This window comes from Myxococcus sp. CA033 (assembly GCF_013336625.1).
GTDB classification, from domain to species: domain Bacteria; phylum Myxococcota; class Myxococcia; order Myxococcales; family Myxococcaceae; genus Myxococcus; species Myxococcus llanfairpwllgwyngyllgogerychwyrndrobwllllantysiliogogogochensis.
In genome coordinates, this window is the sequence record NZ_JABUMU010000020.1 from 174,131 (window position 1) to 200,036 (window position 25,906).

The 25,906-nt window shown below is 68.8% G+C and carries 9 protein-coding genes; all 9 read right to left on the reverse strand.

What is annotated here, in order from left to right:
- Window positions 1–8 precede the first annotated feature (8 nt).
- The 9 genes from cysI to HUA78_RS34020 all read right to left on the reverse strand — a co-directional run bounded on the left by cysI (window position 9) and on the right by HUA78_RS34020 (window position 25,862).
- Window positions 9–1,700, reverse strand: coding sequence for an assimilatory sulfite reductase (NADPH) hemoprotein subunit (gene cysI / locus HUA78_RS33980; protein ID WP_174458401.1), 1,692 nt, complete (start codon window positions 1,698–1,700; stop codon window positions 9–11).
- A gap of 24 nt (window positions 1,701–1,724) precedes the next feature.
- Entirely contained in the window at window positions 1,725–3,566 is a 1,842-nt protein-coding gene (locus HUA78_RS33985; RefSeq protein ID WP_141644624.1) for an assimilatory sulfite reductase (NADPH) flavoprotein subunit, read from the reverse strand.
- Window positions 3,563–5,296, reverse strand: coding sequence for a GTP-binding protein (locus HUA78_RS33990; RefSeq protein WP_141644625.1), 1,734 nt, complete (start codon window positions 5,294–5,296; stop codon window positions 3,563–3,565). The genes HUA78_RS33985 and HUA78_RS33990 overlap by 4 nt, the downstream gene beginning before the upstream one ends.
- Window positions 5,296–6,213, reverse strand: coding sequence for a sulfate adenylyltransferase subunit CysD (gene cysD / locus HUA78_RS33995; protein WP_174458398.1), 918 nt, complete (start codon window positions 6,211–6,213; stop codon window positions 5,296–5,298). Before cysD ends, HUA78_RS33990 begins: the two co-directional genes overlap by 1 nt.
- Window positions 6,206–7,006, reverse strand: coding sequence for a uroporphyrinogen-III C-methyltransferase (gene cobA, locus HUA78_RS34000; protein ID WP_141644627.1), 801 nt, complete (start codon window positions 7,004–7,006; stop codon window positions 6,206–6,208). The genes cysD and cobA overlap by 8 nt, the downstream gene beginning before the upstream one ends.
- Window positions 7,003–7,659, reverse strand: a complete 657-nt coding sequence (locus HUA78_RS34005; RefSeq protein ID WP_174461727.1) for a bifunctional precorrin-2 dehydrogenase/sirohydrochlorin ferrochelatase — start codon at window positions 7,657–7,659, stop codon at window positions 7,003–7,005. The genes cobA and HUA78_RS34005 overlap by 4 nt, the downstream gene beginning before the upstream one ends.
- A gap of 14 nt (window positions 7,660–7,673) precedes the next feature.
- On the reverse strand, window positions 7,674–8,423 hold the full coding sequence (locus tag HUA78_RS34010; protein WP_174478058.1) for a phosphoadenylyl-sulfate reductase: 750 nt from the start codon (window positions 8,421–8,423) through the stop codon (window positions 7,674–7,676).
- 482 nt (window positions 8,424–8,905) lie between these two features.
- A complete protein-coding gene (locus HUA78_RS34015; protein WP_174478059.1) occupies window positions 8,906–10,129 on the reverse strand; it encodes an alpha-hydroxy acid oxidase in 1,224 nt (407 codons plus the stop codon).
- 103 nt (window positions 10,130–10,232) lie between these two features.
- Window positions 10,233–25,862, reverse strand: coding sequence for a non-ribosomal peptide synthase/polyketide synthase (locus HUA78_RS34020; RefSeq protein WP_217442688.1), 15,630 nt, complete (start codon window positions 25,860–25,862; stop codon window positions 10,233–10,235).
- Window positions 25,863–25,906: the final 44 nt, after the last annotated feature.

A 25,906-nucleotide genomic window follows, 5' to 3' on the forward strand; every position in this document is an offset into this window, starting at 1 on the left:
CGCGTCGCTCAGGCGGCTTGAGGTGTGCGGGACGGAGGCGCGGGGACGTGCCCCGCCCGCACCAGATAGTCGCCGAAGCCCTCACCCTGCTGTCGCTCGCTCGCATACGCCGCGAACAGTGGCTCCAGCACTGAGAGGATGGTCGCCTCGTCGATGTTCTCCCGGACCAGTCGGTTGAGGCGCTGGCCCCGGGCATCCCCGCCCAGGTGGAGGTTGTAGCGACCGGGGGCCTTGCCCACGAGGCCAATCTCCGCGAGGTAGGGGCGCGCGCAGCCGTTGGGGCAGCCGGTGATGCGCAGCAGGATGTTGGCGTCCTGGAGGCCATGTGCCTGAAGGCGGCCCTCCACGCGCTCCACGAAGGTCGGCAGGTAGCGCTCCGCCTCGGCCATGGCGAGGGCGCACGTGGGCAGGGCCACGCAGGCGAGCGCGTTGCGCCGCAGCGGACTGGCGGTCCGGAAGCTCTCCAGTCCATGGGCCCGGACGAGCGCGTCGATGTGCTCCTTGGACTCCGGGGGCACTCCCGCGATGACGAGGTTCTGATTGGGGGTCAGCCGGAAGTCGCCGGCATGCACCTGGGCAATCTCGCGCAGCCCCGTGAGGTGGAGCGCGCCGGGCCGGTCCGCCACGCGGCCACTGTCCAGATGCAACGTCAGGTGCCAGCGCCCGTCGTGGCCCTCCCTCCAGCCGAAGCGGTCTCCGTTGTGCTCGAAGGTGAAGGGCCGCGTGGGCTCCAGCTTGAAGCCGAGGCGGCGCTCCAGTTCCTCGGTGAACCAGGCGACGCCCCGGTCCTCCAGGACGTACTTCAGGCGCGCGCGCTTGCGGTTGCCCCGGTCTCCGTAGTCACGATGAATCTTCAGCACCTCCTCGGCCACCGCGAGCATCTGTTCGGGAGGCACGAAGCCCAGCACATCCGCCAGCCGGGGAAAGGTGTTGGCGTCACCGTGGGTCGCGCCCAGGCCGCCGCCCACCGCGACGTTGAAACCCTGGAGGACGCCGTCCTCGATGATGGCGATGTAGCCCAGGTCCTGCGCGAACAGGTCCACGTCGTTCTCGGGCGGCACCGCGACGGCGGCCTTGAACTTCCGGGGCAGGTAGGTGGCGCCGTACAGGGGCTCCTCCTCGCCGCCGGCCACCTTCTCCTCGTCCAACCAGAGCTCGTAGTACGCGCGAGTCTTGGGCAGCAGGTGCTCGGACAGGCGCACCGCCCAGCCGTACACCACTTCATGCACACGGGTGTCCACCGGGTTGGGATTGCACAGCACGTTGCGGTTGACGTCGCCGCATGCGGCCAGCGTGTCGATGAGGGCGGCGTTGATGCGCGCAATCGTCGGCTTGAGGTCGCCCTTGAGGATGCCGTGCAGTTGGAAGGCCTGCCGCGTGGTGATTCGCAGGGTGCCGTTGGCGTGCTCTCGCGCCAGCCCGTCCATGACGAGCCACTGCGCGGCGGTGCAGACGCCCCCGGGGAGCCGGGTGCGCAGCATGAAGCTGTAGTCCGGCTCCAGCTTCTGCTGGCGACGCTCCTCGCGGAGGTCCCGGTCGTCCTGCTGGTAGCTGCCGTGGAACTTGATGAGGCTGGTGTCCGGCGTGGAGATGGCGCCCGTCACCGGGTCCGCCAGGCTCTCCGCCAGCGTTCCGCGCAGAAGGCGGCTGTTCGCCTTGATGTGCTCCACTTCGGAGAGGGGCTTGGGCTGGGTGCTCATGTCATTGCTCACAGTCAGAAGGATTCAGTAGACGTCACGCAGGTAGCGCCGCTCGTCACGCAGCGTCTTGAGCCAGTCCTCGGCGTCCTCTCGGCCGCGGCCACCGTGCTCGGCGATGACGTCCACCAGGGCCGCGTGGACATCCGGTGCCATGCGCTGGGCATCGCCGCACACGTAGAGGTGGGCGCCGCCTTCCAGCCAGGTGTAGAGCTCCTTGCCCGCCTCACGCAGCCGGTGCTGGACGTAGACCTTCGCCGCCGTGTCGCGAGAGAAGGCGAGCGAGAGCTTGTGGAGCGTCTTCTTCTTCAACGCCTCCTGCCACTCCGACTGGTAGAGGAACTGGCTGCGGAAGTGCTGCTCTCCGAAGAACAGCCAGTTGCGTCCGCGCGCGCCGACCTCCGCGCGCTCCTGCACGAAGGCCCGGAAGGGCGCCACGCCCGTGCCGGGGCCAATCATCACCACGTCCCGGTCCGTGTCCTCCGGCAGCCGGAAGCGCTCGTTGCGCTCCACGAAGACCCGCACCGAGTCCGCGTCCGCCCCTCGCGTGGACAGATGGGACGACGCGGCGCCGAGGTGGCGCTCGCCAAAGGCCGTGTAGTCGACCACCGCCACCGTGAGGTGTGCCTCCTCGCCCACGCGCTTGGGACTGGAGGCAATCGAGTACAGCCGGGGCGTCTGCTTGCGCAACGCGAGGACCAGTTCCTTCGCGCTCCATGGCGCGGGGTGCTGGCGAAGCACGTCGATGACCTGATGACTCTTCAGCAGCGCGCGGAAGGCCTCCGCGCCCGTGGGCGTCAGCACGGACTGGAGCGCGGTGCTCGCGCCGAGCGTGGCGTGTCGCTCCAGGAAGGGCCGGCTCAGACGCGTCAGCTCCAGTCCCTCCGAGAGCCACACCGCCAGCGGGAGTGTCTTCCCGTCGCGCGTCACCGGCTCCGCGCCATCCAGTCGCTGTTGCCTCAAGACGGCGTCCACCAGCTCCGGTGGATTGGGTGCCCACACCCCCAACGCGTCGCCCGGCGCGTATTCCAGGCCGGAGCCTTCGAGGGAGATTTCAACGTGGCGGACGTCCTTGAGCGCGCCTCGTCCGGTGATGCGCTGGTTGACCAGCACGGTCGCGGAGAAGGGGGCCTCCTTGCCCACGGTGGGTGTCGCCGTGGCGCCTCTCAGCGGGACGATGGTGGCGACGGAGGGCGTGCGCGGTTCGAGCGCCTCGCGAGCGCGACCAAGCGTCTGGTCCAACCAGCCCGTGGCGATGGGCTCGAAGTCCAGGTCGCAGTCGGCGCGCTCCACCAGTCGCGTGGCACCCAGCTCCGCCAGTCGCGCGTCGAGTGCCCGCCCCACTTCGCAGAACTTCGGATAGCTGGTGTCCCCGAGTCCGAGCACCGCGTAGCTCAGGCCCTCCAGTCGGGGAGCGCGCTTGCCCAGCAGGTGCTCGCAGAACCCACGCGCGTCGTCGGGAGGGTCTCCGTCTCCTTGCGTGCTGATGACCACGGCCAGCAGCTTCTCGCGTGCCAGCTCTCGCACCGGGTACTCACTGGCCCGGATGATGCGCACGGGAAGGCCCGCGCTCTCCGTCTGGTGCTTGAGTCGCTCGGCGATCAGCCGGCTGTTTCCCGTCTGCGTGCCGTAGACGATGGTGAGGGGCGCGGCGGGTGTCGCCGTGGGAGCCATGGCGACGGACGCCGCCGTGGAGACCGCACCGGGGCGTGCCGCGAGGCCCGCGGCGTAACCACTCAGCCAATGAAGCGCCGTCGGGTCCAGCCCCGCCACCAGCTCCAGCAGCAACGTGCCCTTCTCCGCGCCCAGCAATGCGCCGATGAAAGGAGGCGGGGACAAGGTGAGATTGCCTGGGGAGGAGGCGCTCATGTCGCGTCCTCCCGTGGGGCGGTGAGGCGTCGCGCCCACTGCTCCGGGGCCTCCGCGTCGTCCAGCTCCCACCAGCCCGTGCCCGCGTCATGGGCTTCCTCTCGCAGCGCACGCCGGACCTGGGGCGCCTCCGCGTAGACGAGGGCGAACAAGCCCGCGCGCGCCAGGGCCAGGGCCACTTCCACATCCCCGGGCACGGTGGCGACATGGCGGCCCAGGTTGAACAGCTCACGCTCCAGCGCGAACGCGCGACTGGCCGCCTCGGGCGTGGCGGGAAGCAGGACGACGGCGCCGACCTGGCCCAGCCGTCCGTGTCGCTCGGCGCTCGTGACGAGCGACGCACCGGCGCGCGAAGTGGACTCCGCGGGGCCGAGCACCATGCCCGCGCCCACGGTGTCGTGGGTGAGCGCGTCGATGACGATGAAGGCCCCCGTGCGCCGGTTCTCCTGGTACGGGTCGCACAACAGGGGCCGGCGGCACACCAGCCGGACGCGGCCGATGTCGTTGAGCGCCAGCGACTCCGAGGGCACCTCCGAGAGGGTCTCCAGCTCCTTGCGCCAGAGCACACGCTCGAACTGCGCGGGTGCAGTGCGCGTGGTCTGCTTCACCAGGTAGCGGCGAGTCACGTCCAGCGGCTGCTCACCGAACCACACCAGCATCGCGTCCAGGTGTTGTAGCGCCAGGGGCGGCTGGTCCACGTGGGCGAGCAGGTCGCCTCGGCTGGCGTCCACGTCGTCCGTGAGCAGCAGTGTGACGGAGTCCGTCGCGGAGGCTTCCTCCTTGGCGCCGTCGAAGGTGTCGATGGCCTCCACGCGCGTCCTGCGACCCGAGGGGAGCACCTGCACCTCGTCTCCCACGCGCACCGTGCCGGAGGCCACCTGGCCCGCGAGTCCCCGGTAGTCCTGATGGGGCCGCAGCACGTACTGGACGGGGAAGCGGAAGGGCGCGCCGTCGAGCCTTCGCTGGTGAGGAAGCGACTCCAGCCAGCCCAGCAGCGTGCCGCCCTCGTGCCAGGGTGTGCGGGGACTGAGGCGGGTGATGTTGTCGCCCCGGCTGGCGCTGACAGGGAACAGGCGCACGCCCTCGAAGCCCAGCGTGCGCGCGAAGTCCACCAGCTCGGAGCCGATGCGCTCGAACGTCGCGCGCTCGTAGCCCACCAGGTCCATCTTGTTCACCACCACCGCGAGGTAGGGGATGCCCAGCAGCGAGGCGATGTACGCGTGGCGCCGCGTCTGCGGCAGGACGCCGAGTCGCGCGTCCACCAGGATGACGCCCGCGTCCGCCGTGGAGGCACCCGTGGCCATGTTGCGCGTGTACTGAAGGTGTCCTGGCGTGTCGGCGATGATGATCTTCCGCAGCGTCGTGGACAGGTACCGGTACGCCACGTCGATGGTGATGCCCTGCTCTCGCTCGGCGCGCAGGCCGTCGGTGAAGAGGGAGAAGTCCAGCTCCTCCTCGTCACCCGCGCCCGCCGCGGCCTTGAGCCCCTGGGCCAGCAGCTCAGGAGGAAGCTCCGTCCGGGCGGCGGCCCGCTTCGCGCTGGCACGTCGCACCGCGGAGATCTGGTCCTCGAAGAGTCCGTCACACTCGAAGAGGAGTCGGCCGATGAGCGTGGACTTGCCATCGTCCACCGAGCCCACCACCGCGAGCCGCAGCAGCGCCCGGTTGGAGTGCTCGTCGAGGAGTCGTTGGATGTCGGGTTGCGCAACGGCCTGGAGTGCGGTGTCCATCAGAAGTACCCCTCGCGCTTCTTCAGCTCCATGGAGCCTTCTTCGTCGTGGTCGATGAGTCGGCCCTGGCGCTCGGACTGACGTGCGTGGACCATCTCGTGGATGACGGCCTCCACCGTGGTGGCGGATGACTCGATGGCTCCGCTGAGCGGGTAGCAGCCGAGCGTCCGGAAGCGCACCCGCCGGAGCGTGGGCCGCTCCCCGGCGCGCAGGCGCATGCGTTCGTCATCCACCATCAGCAGCGTGCCACCCCGGTCGATGACGGGGCGCTCGGCGGCGAAGTAGAGCGGCACCACCGGGATTTTCTCGCGCAGGACGTAGTGCCAAACGTCCAGCTCCGTCCAGTTGGACAGGGGGAAGACGCGCATGCTCTCGCCCGCGTCCACGCGGCCGTTGAAGAGGTTCCACAGCTCTGGCCGCTGCCGGCGCGGGTCCCACTGGCCATGCTTGTCCCGGAAGGAGAACACGCGCTCCTTGGCGCGGGACTTCTCCTCGTCGCGGCGGGCTCCACCGAAGGCCGCGTCGAAGCCGTGCAGTGCGAGCGCTTCGAGCAGCGCCTGTGTCTTCATCGCGTGCGTGTACTTCTGGCTGCCGTGGTCGAAGGGGTTGATGCCCTCGGCGAGCGCCTTGTGGTTCTGATGGACGAGCAGCCGCAGACCGTGTCGCGCGATGAAGGCGTCGCGAAACGCGTACATGTCCCGGAACTTCCACGTCGTGTCGACATGGAGCAGCGGGAAGGGCAGGGGCGCGGGGTGGAAGGCCTTGCGCGCCAAGTGCAGCAGCACCTGCGAGTCCTTGCCAATGCTGTAGAGCATCACCGGGTTGGCGAACTCCGCCACCGTCTCGCGGAGGATGTGGATGCTCTCCGCTTCCAGCTCCTCCAGATGCGTGGAGCGTGCGTGGGTCGTGTCAGTCATGTCCCGCCTCCGCGAACCGGGGGACGGAGTCTCCCGTCGCCGTGTGATTCCTCGCCGCGAGCGAAGGGAGCCGAGCGCGCAGCGCGACGACTTCGCCCACCACCAGCAGCGAGGGAGAGCCCAGTCCGGCCTTGCGCGCCTCCTGGGCGACGGTGCCCAGGGTGGCCTCCACCACGCGCTGGTGTTCCCAGGTGCCTGCTTCCACCAGGGCGGCGGGCGTGGAGGCCGCGCGACCCGCGGTGACCAGGGCCGCCGTCGTCTCCTCCAGGCGGTTTCCCGCCATGAACAGCACCAGCGTCTGGGCGCGTGCGAGGAAGCCCCAGTCGGGCGCTCCCCCCGCGCGGAACGCCGTGGCGAAGGTCACCTCGCCGGACATGTCCCGATGGGTGACGGGAATACCCGCCGAGGCGGGCACCGCGATGCCCGAGGAGATGCCGGGCACCACCTCGTAGGGAATGCGCGCGGCCTCCAGCGCCAGGGCCTCCTCCCCGCCGCGACCGAAGACGAACGGGTCTCCGCCCTTGAGGCGAACCACGGTGCGGCCGAGCCGTGCCTGGGCGATGAGCACCGCGTGGATGGCCTCCTGTTGTACCGACTCGCCCCCACCTTCCTTGCCCACGTAGATGAGCCGGGCGTGCGGACGCGCGTGCTCCAGCACTCCGGGGTGGATGAGCCGGTCATGCACCACCGTGTCCGCCTCTCGCAGCAAGCGCGCCGCGCGCAGCGTGAGCAGCTCTGGATCTCCAGGGCCCGCACCCACCAGGTACACGCGCCCTCTCGACGACTCCTTCATGTGAACTCTCCAGACGACTTGAAGGTCTTCAGTTCCGAGCGAAGCCGAGCCACCGCGGCCCCTCGCTCACCGCGCGCGAGCAGAGCGCCAGGCTCTCCCTCCACCAATTGCTTCAGCAGGCGCTGACGCCGGGGACCACGAGGCAGCCGTCGGCGCAGCCATCCACTCAGCCTCGCCAGCCAGACGTGGTGGGGCGCGACCTGGGCTCCCAGCTCCCTGCGCAGGTGGCGCGCCAGCGCGGGGGCCTGACCGGCGGTGGATACCGCCACGGTGATGGGGCCTCGTCGCTCCACCGAGGGCAGGGTGAAGTCGCACAGCTCCGGCTCGTCCGCCGTGTTCACCCACAAGCCCAGCTCACGCGCCTCGGCCGTCAGGTGTTGATTCACGGCGGGCTCATCCGTCGCGGCCAGCACCAGCGCGTGGCCGCGTACATCGCCGGAGGCGTAGGCCCTGCGCTCCCAGTCCAGACGTCCCTCGGCGGCCAGGCGTTGGAGGGTGTCGGTGACGTCAGGGGCTATCAGGTGGAGCCGCGCGCCCGCTTCGAGCAGGGCCAGGGCCCGGCCTTCGGCCACGGCGCCTCCGCCCACCAGCAGGACGCGGCGGCCTTCCAGCCGGAGGCAGACGGGATAGTCGACAGGAGTAGAGGTCGCCATGGCGGGAGTCCGCGTCACCGAATGCGGTGCAGTCCGCACTCGCTGTGCTCTCGTGACTCCCACCACCACCGGCCCGCGCGCTCGTCCTCGTACGGCTTCACCGCGCGCGTGCACGGCGCGCAGCCGATGGACGGGTAGCCCCGGTCATGCAGGGCGTTGTACGGGACGGCGTTCGCCTGGATGTAGCTCCACACCTGTTGCCGGCTCCAGGCCGCCAGGGGGTTGAGCTTGAGCAGCCCGCCATGGTCGCGGTCGTGCTCGACGATGGCGACCTCCGTGCGGTTGGCGGACTGCTCGCGGCGCAGCCCCGTCACCCAACCGTCCAGTCCCTGCAGCGCGCGACGCAAGGGCTCCACCTTGCGGATGGCGCAGCACTCCTTGCGCGCGTCGAGGCTCCGGCGAAACGAGAAGTAGCCCTGGGTCGACTCCAGCGCCTCGACGCGGGCTCGCTCCGGGAAGTAGGTCTCCACGGGAATGCCGTAGCGATTGCGGACGACCTCGATGAGCTCGTAGGTCTCCGACGGCAGGCGACCGGTGTCGAGGGTGAAGACGCGCAGGCTGGGCGCGTGCTTGCGCGCCAGGTCGATGAGGACCATGTCCTCCACTCCGAAGCTCGAGGCGATGGCCGCGCGCGCGCCGAGCCGCTGCTCGACCCAGGCGAGAATCTCCTCGGTGGTGGCGGCTTCGAGCGACGCGGCTTCCGCGAGCAGGGCCGAGGGCTCGCGAGCGATTCCAAGGGCGGGGGACGACGACACGACGGACACGGTGGACTCCAGGGGCTGAAAAGCAGACGGCCCGCGCCTCTTTCGAGGGCGGGCCGCGCGAGCAGGGGAGAAGGGATGGAACCGCTATCCGCTCCTCAACGCTCCGGGCCCGCCTGTCGGCGGACACACCTCACACGCACACGCCAGACAGCACGCACAGCGGGCCCCGTGGGGCGCCTGCTGCGTCGCGACTGGCTGGGTGGAGAGAAGGTGCATGAGGGAGCGTCGGGAAGCGGTGAGCGGGAAACAGCGGAGCAGACCCAGACCTCGGGACGGAGGTGGGGCCAGGCGAGGCGCGGAGGGAATCAGGAGGCTTCCGGCGCGCGCTTCAACAGCCCAGGCCCGAGAGGGCACAACAGGCACACGACCGACAGCAGCGGCGGAACAGCGCGGCCATCGGAGTGGAAGGCGTCAACACGGAACGGCAAGCTAACGGCTGTCACCTCGCGCCGTCAACCTGACCTCCCTGTCCCGAGGGGTACTCAGGTGTCGCTTGTCCCACTCGCCCGCCTCGTGACGGTGGAAGTCTCCAGTCGGTGCGGGGACGCGGTGGGTTCCAGGGTCGCGGGCGTATCGACCCGCAGCGCGGAGCGCTCCAGCTCACGGAGCCGCGGACGACCCAGCAGCGCGAGCGTCCGGTCAATCTCCGAGGTGAGGATGTCCAGCGACAGCTCCACGCCCGCCTGCCCGTCCGCCGCCAGCCCGTAGAGGAACGGTCGACCCACCATGCAGGCGCGTGCGCCCATGGCGACAGCCTTCACCACGTCGGAGCCTCGGCGGATGCCCCCGTCGAGGATGACCTCCGCTCGGCCCTCGACCGCGTCCACCACCTCCGGAAGTACGTCGATGGCGCCCGGGAGGAAGTCGAGCTGCCGGCCTCCGTGGTTCGAGACGATGAGGGCCTCGACACCCAGCGAGACGGCATGTCGCGCATCCTCCGCGCAGGTGATTCCCTTGAGCACGAGCGGGCCGGTCCAGATGGAGCGAAGCCACTCCACGTCCTTCCACGTCACCGAAGGGTCGAACTGGCTGTTGGTGAAGCGCGCGACACCCACCGCGTCGGTGCGGGTCAGCGAGGGATGGTCCACGAAGTTGCCGAAGGTGGCTCGGGGGCTCTTTGACATGCGCAGCACCCAGCCCAGGTGGCGCAGCACGTCCATCACATTGGAGAACTGGACGCGAGGAGGCAGGGTGAAGCCATTGCGTCGGTCCTGCTCCCGGTTGCCCATGACGGGCACGTCCACCGTGAGGCACAGCGCGCGATAACCCGCCGCCTTCGCACGCTCCACCAGCGCACGCGTGACGCTCCGGTCCTTCCAGACGTAGAGCTGGAACCAGAGTGGGGAGGGCGCCGCGGCGGCCACTTCCTCCAGGGTTCCGATGGACATGGTGCTGAGGGTGAAGACGGTGCCTCGGCTCGCCGCGGCCTTCGCGGCCAGCTCTTCGCCCCGAGGCGCGAGCAGCCCCGCGAGCCCCGTGGGCCCCAGGATGATGGGGGTGGCCAGCTTCTCTCCGAGCAGCGTGGTGGAGTGGTCCACCGCGCTCACGTCCACCAGGGCCCGCGCTCGGAAGAGATAGCGGTCGAAGCCGCGTCGGTTGGCGCCGGAGGTGAAACCGTCGTCGGCGGCGCCCTCCACGTAGTCGAAGACGGTTCGGGGCAACCGGCGTCGTGCTCGCTGGCGCAGGTCATCGATGCTGACAATCACGATGCGTGCTCCCTCGGGGCCCGACACCCCAGAGCATCCACTCCGGGAGCGGGCCTGCTGACGTTAGCAGCCCCGACGTGGGGGACCGCGCAGCGCGCGTACATCAAGCGGCGTCTCGCTTCAGCGCGGCGAGCAGTCGAGCGAACAGCTCGGCCAGTGTGGTGACGTGCGGCGCGCGCAGCATCGTGTAGTGGTCTCCCGGTGACTCATGCACCGTCGGCGCGGTGGCCAGCCACTGGCCCCAGCCCAGGTCCGCAGTCACGGTGAGCCCGGGGAGCGGCGTCGCGGCCTTGATGAGCACGGTGGTCCCCTCATACGGCGCGCCCGTGGGCACATAGCCACGCTGGGCTTCGCTCAATCGTTGGTAGAGCGCGAAGAGACGCTCCGCCGCGTCGACGTCCAGGTCGATGGTGTGCGTGGAGGCGCGGCGGGTCAGCTCCAGCAGATAGGCGAGCCGCTCCCGGCCTTCGAGGCGGGCCAGTCGCTCCGGGTCCACCGGGAGGTCTCGCCACGGCAGGCCGAGCACCTGTCCGAAGGCCGCGAGCTGCGACAGTGCATCCGGTGTCGGACGCGGCTCCGGCTTGGGAGCATGGCTGTCGATCATCGCCAGCAGCTCCACCTGCTCGCCTGATGCCTGGAGCCGACGCGCCATCTCATAGGCGACGAGCCCGCCGAAGGACCAGCCCGCGAGGAGGTAGGGGCCATGAGGCTGTACGGCGCGAAGCTGCGACAGGTAGTCCCGCGCGAGAATCGCGACGGACGCGGGAGGAAGCTCGCCTCCATCGATGCCGCTCGCGGAGAGGCCGTGAATGGGCCGGCTTGGAGCGAGTTGACGAACGAGCTCCGTGTAGCCCAGCGCGCTGCCGCCGCCTCCGTGGACCAGGAACAACGGGCTCTCGGTGGAGGTGCCCGAATCGAGGCGCACGAGGTTCGGCGTGACGCGCGTGCCGTCCTGCTGCTGCTCCAGGAATGGCGCCAGACGCTCGATGCTGGAGCCCTGGAAGAGCGCGGTGACGGGGAGCGAGACTCCCGTGCGCTCGCGAATCCGCGCCATCAGCTTGATGGCGAGGAGTGAGTGGCCGCCGAGCTCGAAGAAGTCGTCCTCGATGCCGACCTGGGGGACGCGAAGGACCTGCGCCCAGATGGAGGCGAGCAGCTCCTCGGTGGGCGTGCGCGGCGCGACGTAGGTGGAGGAGGGAGCCGAGAGGACGGCCTCGGGAGGAGGCAGTGCCTTGCGGTCAATCTTCGCGTTGGAGGTGAGCGGGAGCGCGTCCAGGCGAAGGAGCGACGACGGCACCATGTACTCAGGGAGCCGAGACTTGAGGAAGGCTCGGAGGGAGACGGCGTCCAGGTCGTCACCGACGAAGTAGCCGACGAGGCGCTTGTCGCCGGGGACGTCCTCACGAGCGATGGCGATGGCATCGCGGATGGAGGGATGCGCGAGCATCGCGGCTTCGACCTCGGGCAACTCGATGCGGAAGCCGCGCACCTTCACCTGCGCGTCGGCGCGACCGACGAAAGCGAGCGTCCCGTCATGGCTCCAGCGGACGAGGTCGCCGGAGCGATAGAGGCGCGCCCCAGGGACGGAGGAGAACGGGTCCGGGATGAAGCGCTCGGCGGTGAGTGAAGGCTGGCCGACGTAGCCGCGCGCCAGGCCGTCACCGCCGATGAAGAGCTCACCGGTGATGCCGATGGGGACGGGCTGGAGCGAGGCGTCGAGGACGAGGAGACGGGTGCCGTTGGTGGGCCTGCCGATAGGCATCGTTGCGCCAACGTCTTCGGGCCGAGCGGCCAGGAAGGTCGTGGCGAAGACGGTGGATTCGGTCGGGCCGTAGCAGTTGGTGACGGAGATGCCCCAGTCCTGCAACGCGCGTCGGACATGGAGAGGCGAGACGATGTCGCCACCCGTGAGGACGCGCTGGATTGAAGGAGGCGCGGGGAGGCGACTCTCGACGAGCTGGGAGAACAGACCACTGGTGGCCCAGAGCGTGGTGACGCCATGGCGGGCGGCGGTCTGGAAGAGCTCTTCGAGCGAGGGCGCCTGAGGCGGGAGGACGACGAGGCGCGCGCCGTGGAGCAGTGCGCCCCAGATTTCGAAGGTGGTGGCGTCGAAGGAGATGGGCGCGAGGAGGAGGTGGGTCTGCTCGGGCCCGAGGCGGGTGAAGTCGACGCCGATGAGGGTGTGGATGACGCCGCTATGGGTGCAGCCAACGCCCTTGGGCTTGCCGGTGGAGCCGGAGGTGAAGTCGATATAGGCGAGCGACATGGGAAGCGCGGACGACGGCAGGGCTTCGGTGGGGCTGTTGGTCAGCGACACCTCATCCAGGAGGACGCACGTCAGGCCATCGGCGGGCACCTTGTCGAGGACGGCCCGCGTGGAGATGAGGACCTGGGGCTGAGCGTCCTCGAGCATGAATGCAATGCGCTCGCGCGGATATTGGGTGTCGAGGGGGACGTAGGCGGCGCCAGCCTTGAGGATGGCGACGAGGGCGATGATGAGCTCCGCGGAGCGCTCGATGGCGATGGCGACGCGGGAGTCGGTGCGGACGCCGAGCGAGCGCAGGTGCCAGGCGAGCTGGTTGGAGCGCTCGTCGAGCTGACGGTAGGTGAGGGAGGTGTCACCGAAGAGGAGCGCGACGGAGTCGGGCGCACGTGCGACGACGTCGGCGAAGACGGCGGGCAGGGTGGACTCGGGCGAGACGTGCGCGGGAGCGGTGGCCCAATCCACGAGGAGGTTGTGCCGCTCCTCGATGGTCAGCATTCCGTGAGCGCGGACCGGGACGTCGGGGCGCGCCACGAGAGCTTCGACGAGCAACTCGAAGTGTCGAGCCATCCGCTCGATGGTGGAGCGCTCGAAGAGGTCGGAGTTGTAGCCCAGACCACCGAAGACGCCTTCAGACGTCTCCGTCAGGTTCAACTGAAGCTCGAACTTGGCGGTGACCGCCACGCTGCCCAGGTCCACCGGACTGAGCGTCAGCTCCGACTTCTGGACGGCGGACTCGGGCGTGTTCTGGAGGACGAAGAGCGCCTGGAACAGCGGGCTGCGGCTCATGTCACGCGCGGGCTGAAGCTCCTCGACGAGTCGCTCGAAGGGAATGTCCTGATGGGCATAGGCACCCAGCGCGGACTCCTTCACCTGCCTCAACAGCTGGAGGAAGGACGCCCGTGAATCGACGCGGGCGCGAAGCACGAGCGTGTTGATGAAGAAGCCGATGAGCCCTTCGACTTCCGAGCGGTGGCGGCCGGCGATGGGCGAGCCGACGGCGATATCATCCTGTCCCGAGTAGCGGGAGAGCAGGAGCTGCCACGCCGCGAGCAGCAGCATGAACGGTGTAGCGCCTTCACTCTGGCCAAGGGCCTTGAGCTGCTCCGAGACGGCCTTCGAGAGGAAGACCGGAAGCGTGGACCCTCGGAACGTCTGGAGCGGAGGTCGCGCCTTGTCGATGGGCAGCTCCAACGAGGGAGTCCCGGTGAGCTGGTTGCGCCAGTAGGAGAGCTGCTGGTCCAGCACCGCACCCTGGAGCCAGTCCCGCTGCCAGACGGCGTAGTCGGCGTACTGGATGGAGAGCGGCGCGAGGGGCGACGGCCTGCCGTGGGCGAAGGCGTCGTAGAGCGCGGCGACCTCCTGGGTGAGCACGCCCATGGACCAACCGTCGGAGACGACGTGGTGCATGTTGAGCGCGAGCACGTGCTCGGTGTCGCTCAACTCGAGGACCTGAGCGCGGATGAGCGGACCCGTCGAGAGGTCGAAGGGCCGCTGGTACTCCTCTTTCAATCTGCGCTGGACCTCGCTGTGAGACGTCTCCGCGTCGAGGCCTCGGAGGTCCACGCGCACCATCGGGAGTTCGCCCACGGGAGAGATGCGCTGGAAGGGTTGCCCATCCAGCTCGAAGAACGTGGTGCGGAGCGCTTCGTGACGGTGGACGAGTTCATCGAAGCTGAGCTGGAGCGCGTGGATGTCGAGGTGCCCGTCCAGCCGGACGAAGGAGGGCATGTTGTAGATGGAGCTGCCGGGCTGGAGCTGGTCGATGAACCAGAGCCGCTGCTGAGCGAAAGAAAGAGGCAGCGGGCCGGAGCGAGGCACCGGGAGGATGGGGGGAGGTTGAGCGCTGAGGCTCTCCTGCGAGGCCGCGAGGATGCGAGTGGTGAGGGAGGCGACAGTGGGTGCCTCGAAGAGGGCACGGAGGGGCAACTCGACGCCGAAAGAGGAGCGGACGCGAGAGATGACCTGGGTGGCGAGGAGGGAGTGGCCACCGAGTGCGAAGAAGTTGTCGGTGACGCCGACGCGCTCCAGGCGGAGGACGGTGGCGAAGAGGGAAGCGAGCTTCTCTTCGTCGGGGTTGCGAGGAGCGACGAAGGAGGAGTCGCCCCGCAGGGAGTCCGCGTCAGGAGCGGGAAGCAGCTTGCGAGCAAGCTTTCCGCTGGGAGTCAGGGGTAGCGCCGCCAGGGAGAGGAAGGCGGAGGGCACCATGTACTCAGGCAGTCGCTTGAGGAGGAAGGTGCGCAGGGCCTCGGAGTCGAGGGAGGTGTCGGGAGCGAGGACGACGTAGCCGATGAGGCGCTTGTCGCCGGGGACGTCCTCACGGACGACTGCGGCGGCGTCACGCATTCCTGGCGCGGTGCGGAGGACGGACTCGACTTCGCCCAGCTCGACACGGAAGCCACGGACCTTCACCTGGAAGTCGAGGCGGCCGAGGAACTCCAAGGTGCCGTCAGCCCGCCAGCGAGCAGCGTCGCCGGTGCGGTAGAGGCGCGAGCCCTCCACACCGGAGAAGGGATTCGGGACGAAGGCCTGAGCGGTGATGTCGGGACGGGCGAGGTAGCCGTGAGCGAGGTGGGTGCCGCCGACGTACACCTCACCCGAGACGCCAATGGGGACGGGCTGGCCGAGGGAGTCGAGGACGTAGAGCTGCGTGTGGCCGACGGGCGAGCCGATGGAGGGCAGGCGAGGCCAGGAGGAGGGTGCGCCCTGGAGCCGGAAGGCGGAGACGACGTGCGCCTCGGAGGGGCCGTACTGGTTTTCGAGGACACTGCCCGGGAGCTTCTCGAAGAAGGAAGCGAGGGTGGCGTTGACCTGGAGTTGCTCGCCGGCGGTGACGACTTCGCGGAGGGCGGAAGGAAGCGTGGCGCCGTGAAAGACGGAGTCCGCCATGGCCTGGAGGGCGACGAAGGGAAGGAAGAGACGCTCCACCTGCTGGCGGTGCATGAAGTCGAGCAGGGCGGGGATGTCCTGGCGGAGTCCCCCGGTGGGCAGGACGACGTGGGCGCCGACCCACCAGGAAGCGAAGAGCTCTTGAATCGAGACGTCGAAGTTGAGGGAGGCGAACTGGAGGGTGACAGCGCGAGGGTTGGGGGACTGACGAATCTGCCAGGCGAGGAGGAAGCTGAGGGCCCGGTGGGGCATGACGATGCCCTTGGGGATGCCCGTGGAGCCGGAGGTGTAGATGACGTAGGCGATGTCCTCGGTGGAGACGAGGACGCCCGTGGCCTGTGAGGACTGGCGGGAGATGGCGTCGGCTTCGGAGTCGACGAGGACGAAGCGCGCACTGGTGCTCGCGGGGAGGACGGAGGCGAGCAGGGAGTGGGTGAGAACGACGGGGGCGCGAGTGTCCTCGAGCATGAAGGCGAGGCGCTCGGGGGGGTAGTTGGGGTCGAGAGCGACGTAGAAGGCGCCGGCCTTGAGGGTGGCGAGGACGGCGACTGCCATGTCGAGGGACTTGTCGAGGCAGATGCCGACGGCGCCGCCAGGAGTCACGCCGCGAGAGGCGAGGTGGTGGGCGAGCTGGTTGGCGCGTGCATCGAGGGCGGCGTAGGTGAGCGAGCGCGAGCCGTCGGAGATGGCGATGGCGTCGGGCGTGCGGAGTGCCTGGGCCTCGAAGGGGCCGTGCATCGTCGTGACGGCGTGAGACTCGCGTGACGTGTCATTCCAGGAGACGAGGAACTGGTGACGCTCCTGCTCATCGAGCAGGGGCAGGCGCCACAACGTCTGGCTCGGGTCGCTGATGGCGGATTGCAGCAGCCGCGACAGGTGCGAGCCCATTCGCCGGGCTGTGTCCGGATCGAACAGGTCGGTGTTGAACTCGAGCAGGCCGCTGATGTCATCGCCATGGTCCGCGAGCAACAGGGACAGGTCGAACTTGGCGCTGCCGTAGGTGACTCCCGCCGGGCCCGGAGCGTGTGCCGGCTCCTCATTGCGCGCCTCGGTGCGCCGCTGACGCGGCGTGTTCTGCAGGGCGAGCATCACCTGGAAGAGCGGAGACCGGCTCAGGTCGCGCTCGGGCTTCAGCTCATCGACGAGCTTCTCGAAGGGCACGTCCTGGTGCGCATAGGCACCGAGCGTCGTCTCCTTGAGCTGAGCCAGCAGCGCACGGAACGTCATCGCCCCCGTCAGCCGTGCGCGCAGCGCGAGCGTGTTGGCGAAGAATCCGACGATGCCTTCCAGCTCCGTTTGCTGCCGGTTCGCGATGGGCGAGCCGACGACGAGGTCGTCCTGCCCCGAGTACCGCGCCAGCAACGTGTGGAACGCGGCGAGCAGAACCATGAAGGGTGTGACGCCTTCGCGCTTGCACAGTGCACGCAGCGCCTCGGTCACCTCGGTGCTCAGGTGCACCGGGAGCGACGCGCCGACGTGGGTCTGCACGGGCGGGCGCGGCCGGTCGGTCGGCAGTTCGAGCGCATGAGGTGCGCCTGCGAGCTGCTGCCGCCACCAGGAGAGCTGTTGCTCCAGTGCCTCGTCGCGCAGCCAGCCGCGCTGCCACAGCGCGTAGTCCGCGTACTGGAACTCCAACGGCGCGAGCGGGGACGGACGCCCCTGGGAGAACGCCTCGTAGAGCGCGCTCACTTCGCGCAACAAGATGCCGTTGGACCAACCATCCGAGACGATGTGGTGCACCGTGACGAGGAGCACATGGCTCTGCTCGGTCACTCGCAGCAGGGATGCTCGCAGCAGGGGTGAGTGCGTCAGATCGAAGGGCTTCTTGGCCTCGGCGGAGGTCAGTCGCACGAACTCCGTGTCCAGGGCCGTGCCTGTCAGGTGTCGGAGGTCGGTGACGGGAACGGACAGCTCGGCGCGCGGATGGATGACCTGAACCGCGGTGCCGTCCTCCTGCACGTGGAAGGAGGTACGCAACGCTTCATGGCGCTGCACGAGTTCCTGAATCGCGCGCTCCAACGCGGAGGTATCCAAGTCGCCATCGAGCTGCTTGCTCGAGTGGATGTTGTAGGAGGCGTTGTTGGGCTCCAGCCTGTCGAGGAACCACAGGCGCTGCTGCGCGAAGGACAGCGGCAGCGGCCCGGTACGAGGCACCGCCACGAGCGGAGGCCGCGTGTTGACCGGAGTCTCTCCACGGGCCGCTTCGACCCGCAGCGCAAGCTCACCCACGGTCGGCGCCTCGATGAGCGCGCGAAGGGGCAGCTCGACGTCGAAGGCCTTGCGGACGCGAGAGACGACCTGGGTGGCGAGGAGGGAGTGGCCGCCAAGGGAGAAGAAGTCGTCGGAGACGCTGACGGAGTCGAGGTGGAGGACCTCTGCCCAGATGGCGGCGAGGCGAGCCTCGGTGGGATTGCGAGGCGCGAGGAAGGAGTCGGTGGGGCCGGAGTCGGGAGCCGGGAGCGCCTTCCTGTCGAGCTTGCCGTGAGTGTTGATGGGCAGGGCGTCCAGGGCGACGAAGGCCGAAGGCACCATGTACTCGGGGAGGCTGAGAAGCAGCTCCGCGCGAAGAGACGAGGTGTCGACGGAGGCCGGGGTGACGTAGGCGACGAGGCGCTTGAGGCCCGGGACGTCCTCACGGACGAGGGCTGCGGCGTGGTGGACGGAGGCCAGCGCTTCGAGAGCAGCTTCGACTTCGCCCAACTCAATGCGGAAGCCGCGCAGCTTCACCTGGAAGTCGATGCGGCCGAGGTACTCGAGGTGGCCGTGGGCAAGCCACCGAGCCTTGTCACCGGTGCGGTAGAGGCGAGCGCCCGGCACCGAGGAGAAGGGGTTGGGGACGAAGCGCTCAGCGGTGAGGTCGGGACGGAGGTGGTAGCCGCGAGCGAGGCCGTTGCCGCCGATGAAGAGCTCACCAGGGACGCCGATGGGGGCGGGGTGGAGAGAGGCGTCGAGGATGAAGGTGGAGACGTTGGAGAGCGGCCCACCGAGTGCGGGACGCGCGGAGGCGCGGATGGAGAGGGCGGTGGTGTCGACGGTGGCCTCGGTGGGCCCGTAGACGTTGAAGGCGCTCAGGGAGGGCGAAGAGGAAAGCGTCGCCCAGAGAGCGTCGTCGATGGCCTCACCGCCAATGAGGAGACGCAAGGGGCGCTGAGAAGAAGCAAGGCCCTCGTCGAGGAGGAGGCGGAGGTGAGAAGGGGCGCAGTCGAAGACGTCGAGCTGGTGCTTCTGAATCCAGGAGAGGAGCAGGGGGACGTCTTCGCGAGCGGCCTGAGGGACGAAGCAGAGGCAGTGGCCCTGGGCGAGGAAGACGAGCTGCTTGACGGAGGCGTCGAAAGAGAGAGGCGCGTTGAGGGAGATGCGGAGCGGGCGCTGGACGTCGGAGTAGACGGAAGAAGAGAGGGCGGAGAGGAGATTCACCACGGAGGAGTGGTGGACCATGACGCCCTTGGGCCTGCCGGTAGAGCCGGAGGTGTAGATGACGTAGGCGAGGTGAGAAGGAAGGGAGACGCGAGGAGGGTTGGAGTCGGGGAGCGCGGCGAGAGAAGCGCGCAGTGCGGCGTCATCGAGGCAGAGGGCCGAGCAGGAGGCCGAGTCGAGACGAGGCAGGAGGTGGGACTGGGTGAGGACGAAGGGAGCGCCGGAGTCCTCGAGCATGAAAGCCAGGCGCTCGCGAGGGTAGGCGGAGTCGAGAGGGACGTAGGCGGCGCCGGCCTTGAGGATGGCGAGGAGGGCGACGAGGGAGTCGACGGAGCGCTCCAGGCAGAGGGCGACGCGGACTTCGGGCCCGACACCACGGGCGCGCAGCAGGTGAGCGAGCTGGTTCGAGCGCTGGTTGAGCTGAGAGAAGGAGAGAGAGGAGGAGTCGTCGAGGACGGCGAGGGCGTCGGGCGTGAGAGCGGCCTGGGCCTCGAAGCGCTCGTGGAAGGCGCCAGTCCAGGGCAGCTCGCGGCGGGTGTTGTTCCACTCGACGAGCACCTGACGGCGCTCCTCGGCCGGCAACATCGGCAGCTCACCCACAAGGGTATCGGGAGTGGTGATGGCGGCTTCCAGCAGGGTGTTCAGGTGTTCCACCCAGCGCGTGATGGTGGCCTCCTCGAAGAGGTCCACCCGGTAGCTGAGCCCACCGGCCAGGCCTTCCGGCGTCTGTGACAGGGTCAGCGTCAGGTCGAACTTCGTGACCTGAAGCTCCTGCGCGAATGACTCCAGGTGCAGCGGAGAGCTGTCCGTGGAGGTGCTCTCCACGGTGCGGTTCGCCACCGGGAGGTTCTGGAGCGACAGCATCACCTGGAAGAGCGGCGTGTGGCTCAAGCTGCGCTGAGGCTTCAGCTCTTCGACGAGCTTCTCGAAGGGAACATCCTGGTGATCATAGGCGGCCAGCGTGGTGGCGCGGACCTGGGCCAGCAACTCCCGGAAGCGCAGCCCGGGGCGGACCTGCGTGCGAAGCACGAGGGTGTTCACGAAGAAGCCGATGAGGCCCTCGGTCTCCGTCCGGGTGCGCCCTGCGATGGGCGACCCGACGGCGATGTCGTCCTGTCCGGAGTAGCGAGCGAGCAACACCTGCCAGGCGGCGAGCAGCGCCATGAACGGCGTGGCCCCTTCCTGGCGGCAGAGCGTCATCAGGCGCTCCGTGAGCTCCTTCGACAGCCGCACGGGGCGCGAAGCCCCACGAGGATTGCGCACGGGAGGACGGGGCTTGTCCGTCGGCAGCTCCAGCAGCGGAGGAAGCGCTCCGAGCTGACGACGCCAGTACCCGAGCTGCTGCTCCAGCACGTCACCCTTCAGCCAGGAGCGCTGCCAGGCCGCGAAGTCCGCGTACTGGATGGGGAGCGCGGGCAGTCGAGCGTCTCCGCCCGTGGCGAAGGCTTCATAGAGCGCCGCGAGCTCCTGGATGAGCACCCCCATGGACCAACCGTCCGAGACGGCGTGGTGCATGGTGACCAGCAACACATGCTCCTCGGGCGCGAGCCGCACCAGCATCGCCCTGAGGACGGGGCCCCGGGCGAGGTCGAACGGGCGCTGAGCCTCCTCGGCGGCGAGTCGCAGTGCGTGCTCCTCGCGTTCCTCGGCGGGCAGGATGCCCAGCTCCACGATGGGCAGTGAGAACGGCTCGGCCGGATGGATGTGCTGAATCGGCTCGCCATCACGCGCGAGGAACGTGGTGCGGAGCGATTCGTGGCGTTCGAGCAGCGCGGTGAAGGACCGCTCCAGCGCGGCGGTGTGGAGCGTTCCACGCAGCCTCAGCGCGGAGGGAATGTTGTACGCGGAGCTGCCGGGCTCCAGCTGATCCACGAGCCAGAGCCGCTGCTGCGCGAACGACAGCGGCAGCTCTCCGGTGCGCGGCGTGGGAACCAGCGGAGGCGCTTGCCGTGAGTGCTCCTGCCGAGCAGCGGCGATGCGCGAGGCCAGCGCCGCCACGGACGGCGCCTCGAAGAGCGCACGCAAGGGCAGCTCGACCTCGAAGGCCCTGCGGATGCGAGACACCACCTGCGTGGCGAGGAGGGAGTGGCCGCCAAGCTCGAAGAAGTCGTCGGAGACGCTGACCTTGTCGAGACGGAGGACGTCCGCCCAGATGGAGGCGAGCACCTCTTCGGTGGGATTGCGAGGCGCGAGGAACGACGCGGAGGACGCGAATGCGTCGGGAGACGGGAGGGCCTTCCTGTCGATCTTGGCGTTCGTGGTGAGCGGGAACGCGTCCAGATGGAGGAGGAAGGAGGGCAGCATGAACTCGGGCAGCTTGAGCTTGAGGAACGAGCGCAAGGCGGCCGAGTCGATGGGAGCCGAGGACGTGAAATAGGCGGCGAGGCGTTTGTCGCCCGGCGTGTCCTCGCGCAGCAGGGCGAGGGCCCCCGTGACGGACGGATGAGACAGCAGCGCGGCTTCGATTTCGGGAAGCTCGATGCGGAAGCCACGCAGCTTCACCTGGGCATCGGAGCGGCCGATGAAGTCGAGCGCGCCGTCGTCGCGCCAGCGGACCAGGTCGCCGGAGCGGTAGAGGCGTGCTCCGGGCGTGGTGCTGAAGGGGTTGGGGATGAAGCGCTCGGCGGTGAAGTCGGGGCGGAGGAGGTAGCCGCGTGAGAGACCCTCACCACCGATGAACAGCTCACCCGTGACGCCAGGGGGAACAGGCTGGAGTGTGGCGTCGAGGACGAAGAGCTGCGTGCCGTGGATGGGGCGGCCAATGGGCAGCGACGTCCCGACGTCTTCGGGCCGGGAGACCGTGAACACGGACGCGAAGACGGTGGACTCCGTCGGGCCGTAGGCGTTGGACACAGGCACGCGCCACGCGCCGAGGGCCTTGCGGACGTGGACTGGCGAGACGATGTCGCCGCCGGTGAGGACGTGCTGCAACGAACTCCAGCCCGGAAGCTCGGAGTCCGCGAGCTGGGAGAACAGACCACTGGTGGCCCAGAGGGTGGTGACACCGTGACGGGAGACGGCGAGTTCGATCTCCTCGAGGGACAGCGCATGCGGCGGCGGGACGACGAGCCGCGCGCCGTGAAGCAGAGCGCCCCAGATTTCGAAGGTGGAGGCGTCGAAGGAGATGGGCGCGAGCAGCAGGTGCGTCTGCTGGGGGCCGAACCTCGTGTAGTCGGGACCCACCAGGGTGCGAAGGACCGCGGAGTGCGGCGTGCCGACGCCCTTGGGCCTGCCAGTGGAGCCGGACGTGAAGTCGACGTAGGCGAGCGACAGGGGCAGCGCAGCGAGCGGCAGCGCCCCCGTGGGCTGAGACGAGAGGTCGACGTCGTCGAGGACGAGGGTGGTGAGGCCCTCAGACGGGAGCTTTGACGCGAGGGCTCGCGAGGTGAGGAGGAGCAGCGGCTGTGCGTCCTCCATCATGGAGGCGAGGCGCTCTCGGGGATAGCTGGCGTCGAGAGGGACGTAGGCGCCGCCGGCCTTGAGGATGGCGAGCAGGGCGACGACGAGGTCGAAGGAGCGCTCCAGCGAGAGTGCGACGCGAGAGTCGGTGGAGACGCCCAGGGCGCGCAGGTGCCAGGCGAGCTGGTTGGACCGGGCGTCGAGCTGGCCGTAGGTGAGGACGTCCTCTCCGAAGAGGAGCGCGGTCTTATCGGGAGAGCGCGCGACAACGCGTGCGAAGACCTCTGGGAGGGTGGAGTCGGTATCGGTGACGAGCGGTGATGAAGCCCAGTCGACGAGGACGTTGCGGCGCTCGGCCTCCGTGAGGATGGAGTGCGCGGCGACGGGGACGTCGGGACGGGTGACGACGGCTTCGACGAGCAACTCGAAGTGACGCGCCATGCGCTCGACGATGGAGCGCTCGAAGAGGTCGGAGTTGTAGCCAATTCCTCCGAAGATGCCGTCCGGTGTTTCGACGAGGCTGAGCTGAAGCTCGAATTTCGACGTGCTTCCGCTGATCTCCACCGGGCTGAGCGTCAGCTCCGTCTTCTGGATGGCGGAGGCCGGAGTGTTCTGGAGGACGAAGAGCACCTGGAACAGCGGGCTGCGACTCATGTCGCGGCTGGGCTGGAGCTCCTCGACGAGCCTCTCGAAGGGGATGTCCTGATGAGCGTAGGCGCCCAGCGAGGCCTCCTTCACCTGCCGCAGCAATCGCGGGAAGGACGCCTGTGAGTCGATGCGGGCGCGCATGACGAGCGTGTTGACGAAGAAGCCGATGAGCCCTTCGAGCTCCGAGCGGTGACGCCCCGCGATGGGTGAGCCGACGGTGATGTCGTCCTGGCCGGAGTAGCGGGACAGCAGGAGTTGCCACGCCGCGAGCAGCGCCATGAAGGGCGTTGCGCCTTCACGCTGGCAGAGAGCCTTGAGCTTCTCCGCGGTTGCGAGCGGGACGCTGACGTACACCTGCCCGCCGGCCGTGGTCTGCACCGTGGGTCGAGGCTTGTCGAGTGGCAGTTCGAGGGCCGTGAGGTCCGCGAGCTGACGGCGCCAGTACGCAATCTGCGCGTCCAGCACGGCACCCTGGAGCCAGCCACGCTGCCAGACGGAGAAGTCCGCGTACTGGATGGAGAGCGGCGCGAGGGGCGACGGCTTGCCGTGGGCGAAGGCGTCGTAGAGCGCGGCGACTTCTTGGGTGAGCACGCCCATGGACCAACCGTCGGAGACGATGTGGTGCATGTTGAGCGCGAGTACGTGCTCGGTGTCGCTCAACTCGAGGACCTGAGCGCGGATGAGCGGGCCCGTGGAGAGGTTGAAGGGCTGCTGGTACTCCTCCTTGAGCCTGCGCTCTACCTCCGCACGGGTGCTCTCCTCGTCACGGCCTCGGAGGTCCACGCGAGTGACGGGCAGCTCGGCATGCGGCGCGATGACCTGCAAGGGCTGGTCGTCGCGCTGGATGAAGGTCGTGCGGAGCGCTTCGTGGCGGCGAACGAGTTCATTGAGGCTGAGCTGGAGCGCGTGGATGTCGAGATGCCCGTCCAAGCGGACGAAGGAGGGCATGTTGTAGATGGAGCTGCCCGGCTGGAGCTGGTCGATGAACCAGAGACGCTGCTGAGCGAAGGAGAGAGGCAGCGGGCCGGAGCGCGGCACCGGGAGGATGGGGGGAGGTTGCGCGCTGCTGCTCTCCTGTGAGGCCGCGAGGATGCGAGCGGTGAGGGAGGCGACAGTGGGTGCCTCGAAGAGGGCACGGAGGGGCAACTCGACGCCGAAGGATGAGCGGACGCGAGAGATGACCTGGGTGGCGAGGAGGGAGTGGCCACCGAGCGCGAAGAAGTTGTCGGTGACGCCGACGCGCTCCAGGCGGAGGACGGTGGCGAAGAGGGAAGCGAGCTTCTCTTCGTCGGGGTTGCGAGGAGCGACGAAGGAGGAGTCGCCCCGCAGGGTGTCGGCGTCAGGAGCGGGAAGCAGCTTGCGAGCAAGCTTTCCGCTGGGAGTCAGGGGCAGAGCCGCCAGGGAGAGGAAGGCGGAGGGCACCATGTACTCAGGCAGCCGCTTGAGGAGGAAGGTGCGCAGGGCCTCGGAGTCGAGGGAGGTGTCGGGAGCGAGGACGACGTAGCCGATGAGGCGCTTGTCGCCGGGGACATCCTCGCGGACGACTGCGGCGGCGTCACTCATTCCTGGCGCGGTGCGGAGGACGGACTCGACTTCGCCCAACTCGACGCGGAAGCCACGGACCTTCACCTGGAAGTCGAGGCGGCCGAGGAACTCCAAGGTGCCGTCAGCCTTCCAGCGAGCCGCGTCGCCTGTGCGGTAGAGGCGAGAGCCCTCTTCGCCCGAGAAAGGATTCGGGACGAAGGCCTGAGCGGTGATGTCGGGGCGGGCGAGGTAGCCGTGAGCGAGGTGGGTGCCGCCGACGTACACCTCACCCGAGACGCCAATGGGGACGGGCTGGCCGAGGGTGTCGAGGACGTAGAGCTGCGTGTGGGCGACGGGCGAGCCGATGGAGGGCAGGCGAGGCCAGGAGGAAGGTGCGCCCTGGAGCCGGAAGGCGGAGACGACGTGGGACTCGGAGGGGCCGTACTGGTTTTCGAGGACACTGCCCGGGAGCTTCTCGAAGAAGGAAGCGAGGGTGGAGTTGACCTGGAGTTGCTCGCCAGCGGTGACGACTTCGCGAAGGGCGGAAGGAAGCGTGGCGCCGTGAGAGACGGAGTCCGCCATGGCCTGGAGGGCGACGAAGGGGAGGAAGAGTCGCTCCACCTGCTGGCGGTGCATGAAGTCGAGCAGGGCGGGGATGTCCTGGCGGAGTCCCCCGGTGGGCAGGACGACGTGGGCGCCGACCCACCAGGAGGCGAAGAACTCCTGGACGGAGACGTCGAAGTTGAGGGAGGCGAACTGGAGGGTGACAGCGCGAGGGTTGGGGGACTGACGAATCTGCCAGGCGAGGAGGAAGCTGAGGGCGCGGTGGGGCATGACAATGCCCTTGGGGATGCCCGTGGAGCCGGAGGTGTAGATGACGTAGGCGATGTCCTCGGTGGAGACGAGGACGGAGGGCGCCTGTGAGGACTGGCGGGAGATGGCGTCGGCTTCGGAGTCGACGAGGACGAAGCGCGCACTGGTGCTCGCGGGGAGGACGGAGGCGAGCAGGGAGTGGGTGAGAACGACGGGGGCGCGAGTGTCCGCGAGCATGAAGGCGAGGCGCTCGGGGGGGTAGTTGGGGTCGAGAGCGACGTAGAAGGCGCCGGCCTTGAGGGTGGCGAGGACGGCGACGGCCATGTCGAGGGACTTGTCGAGGCAGATGCCGACGGCGCCGCCAGGAGTCACGCCGCGAGAGGCGAGGTGGTGGGCGAGCTGATTGGCGCGTGCATCGAGAGCGGCGTAGGTGAGCGAGCGCGAGCCATCGGAGATGGCGATGGCGTCGGGCGTGCGGAGCGCCTGGGCCTCGAAGGGGCTGTGTATCGTCGTGACGGCGTGAGACTCGCGTGACGTGTCATTCCAGGAGACGAGGGACTGGTGACGCTCCTGCTCATCGAGCAGGGGCAATCGCCACAGCGACTGGCCTGGGTTGTTCACCGCGGACTTCAGCAGGCGCACCAGGTGCGCGCCCATCCGCTCCGCAGTGCTTCGGTCGAACAGGTCGGTGTTGAACTCGAGCAGGCCGCCGATGTCGTCGCCGAAGTCACCGCAGAGCAGGGACAGGTCGAACTTGGCCGTGCCGCTGTCCACCTGCATCGGCTCGAGCGGACTCTTCTCCTCACCGTCCTGCGGCCCGGCCG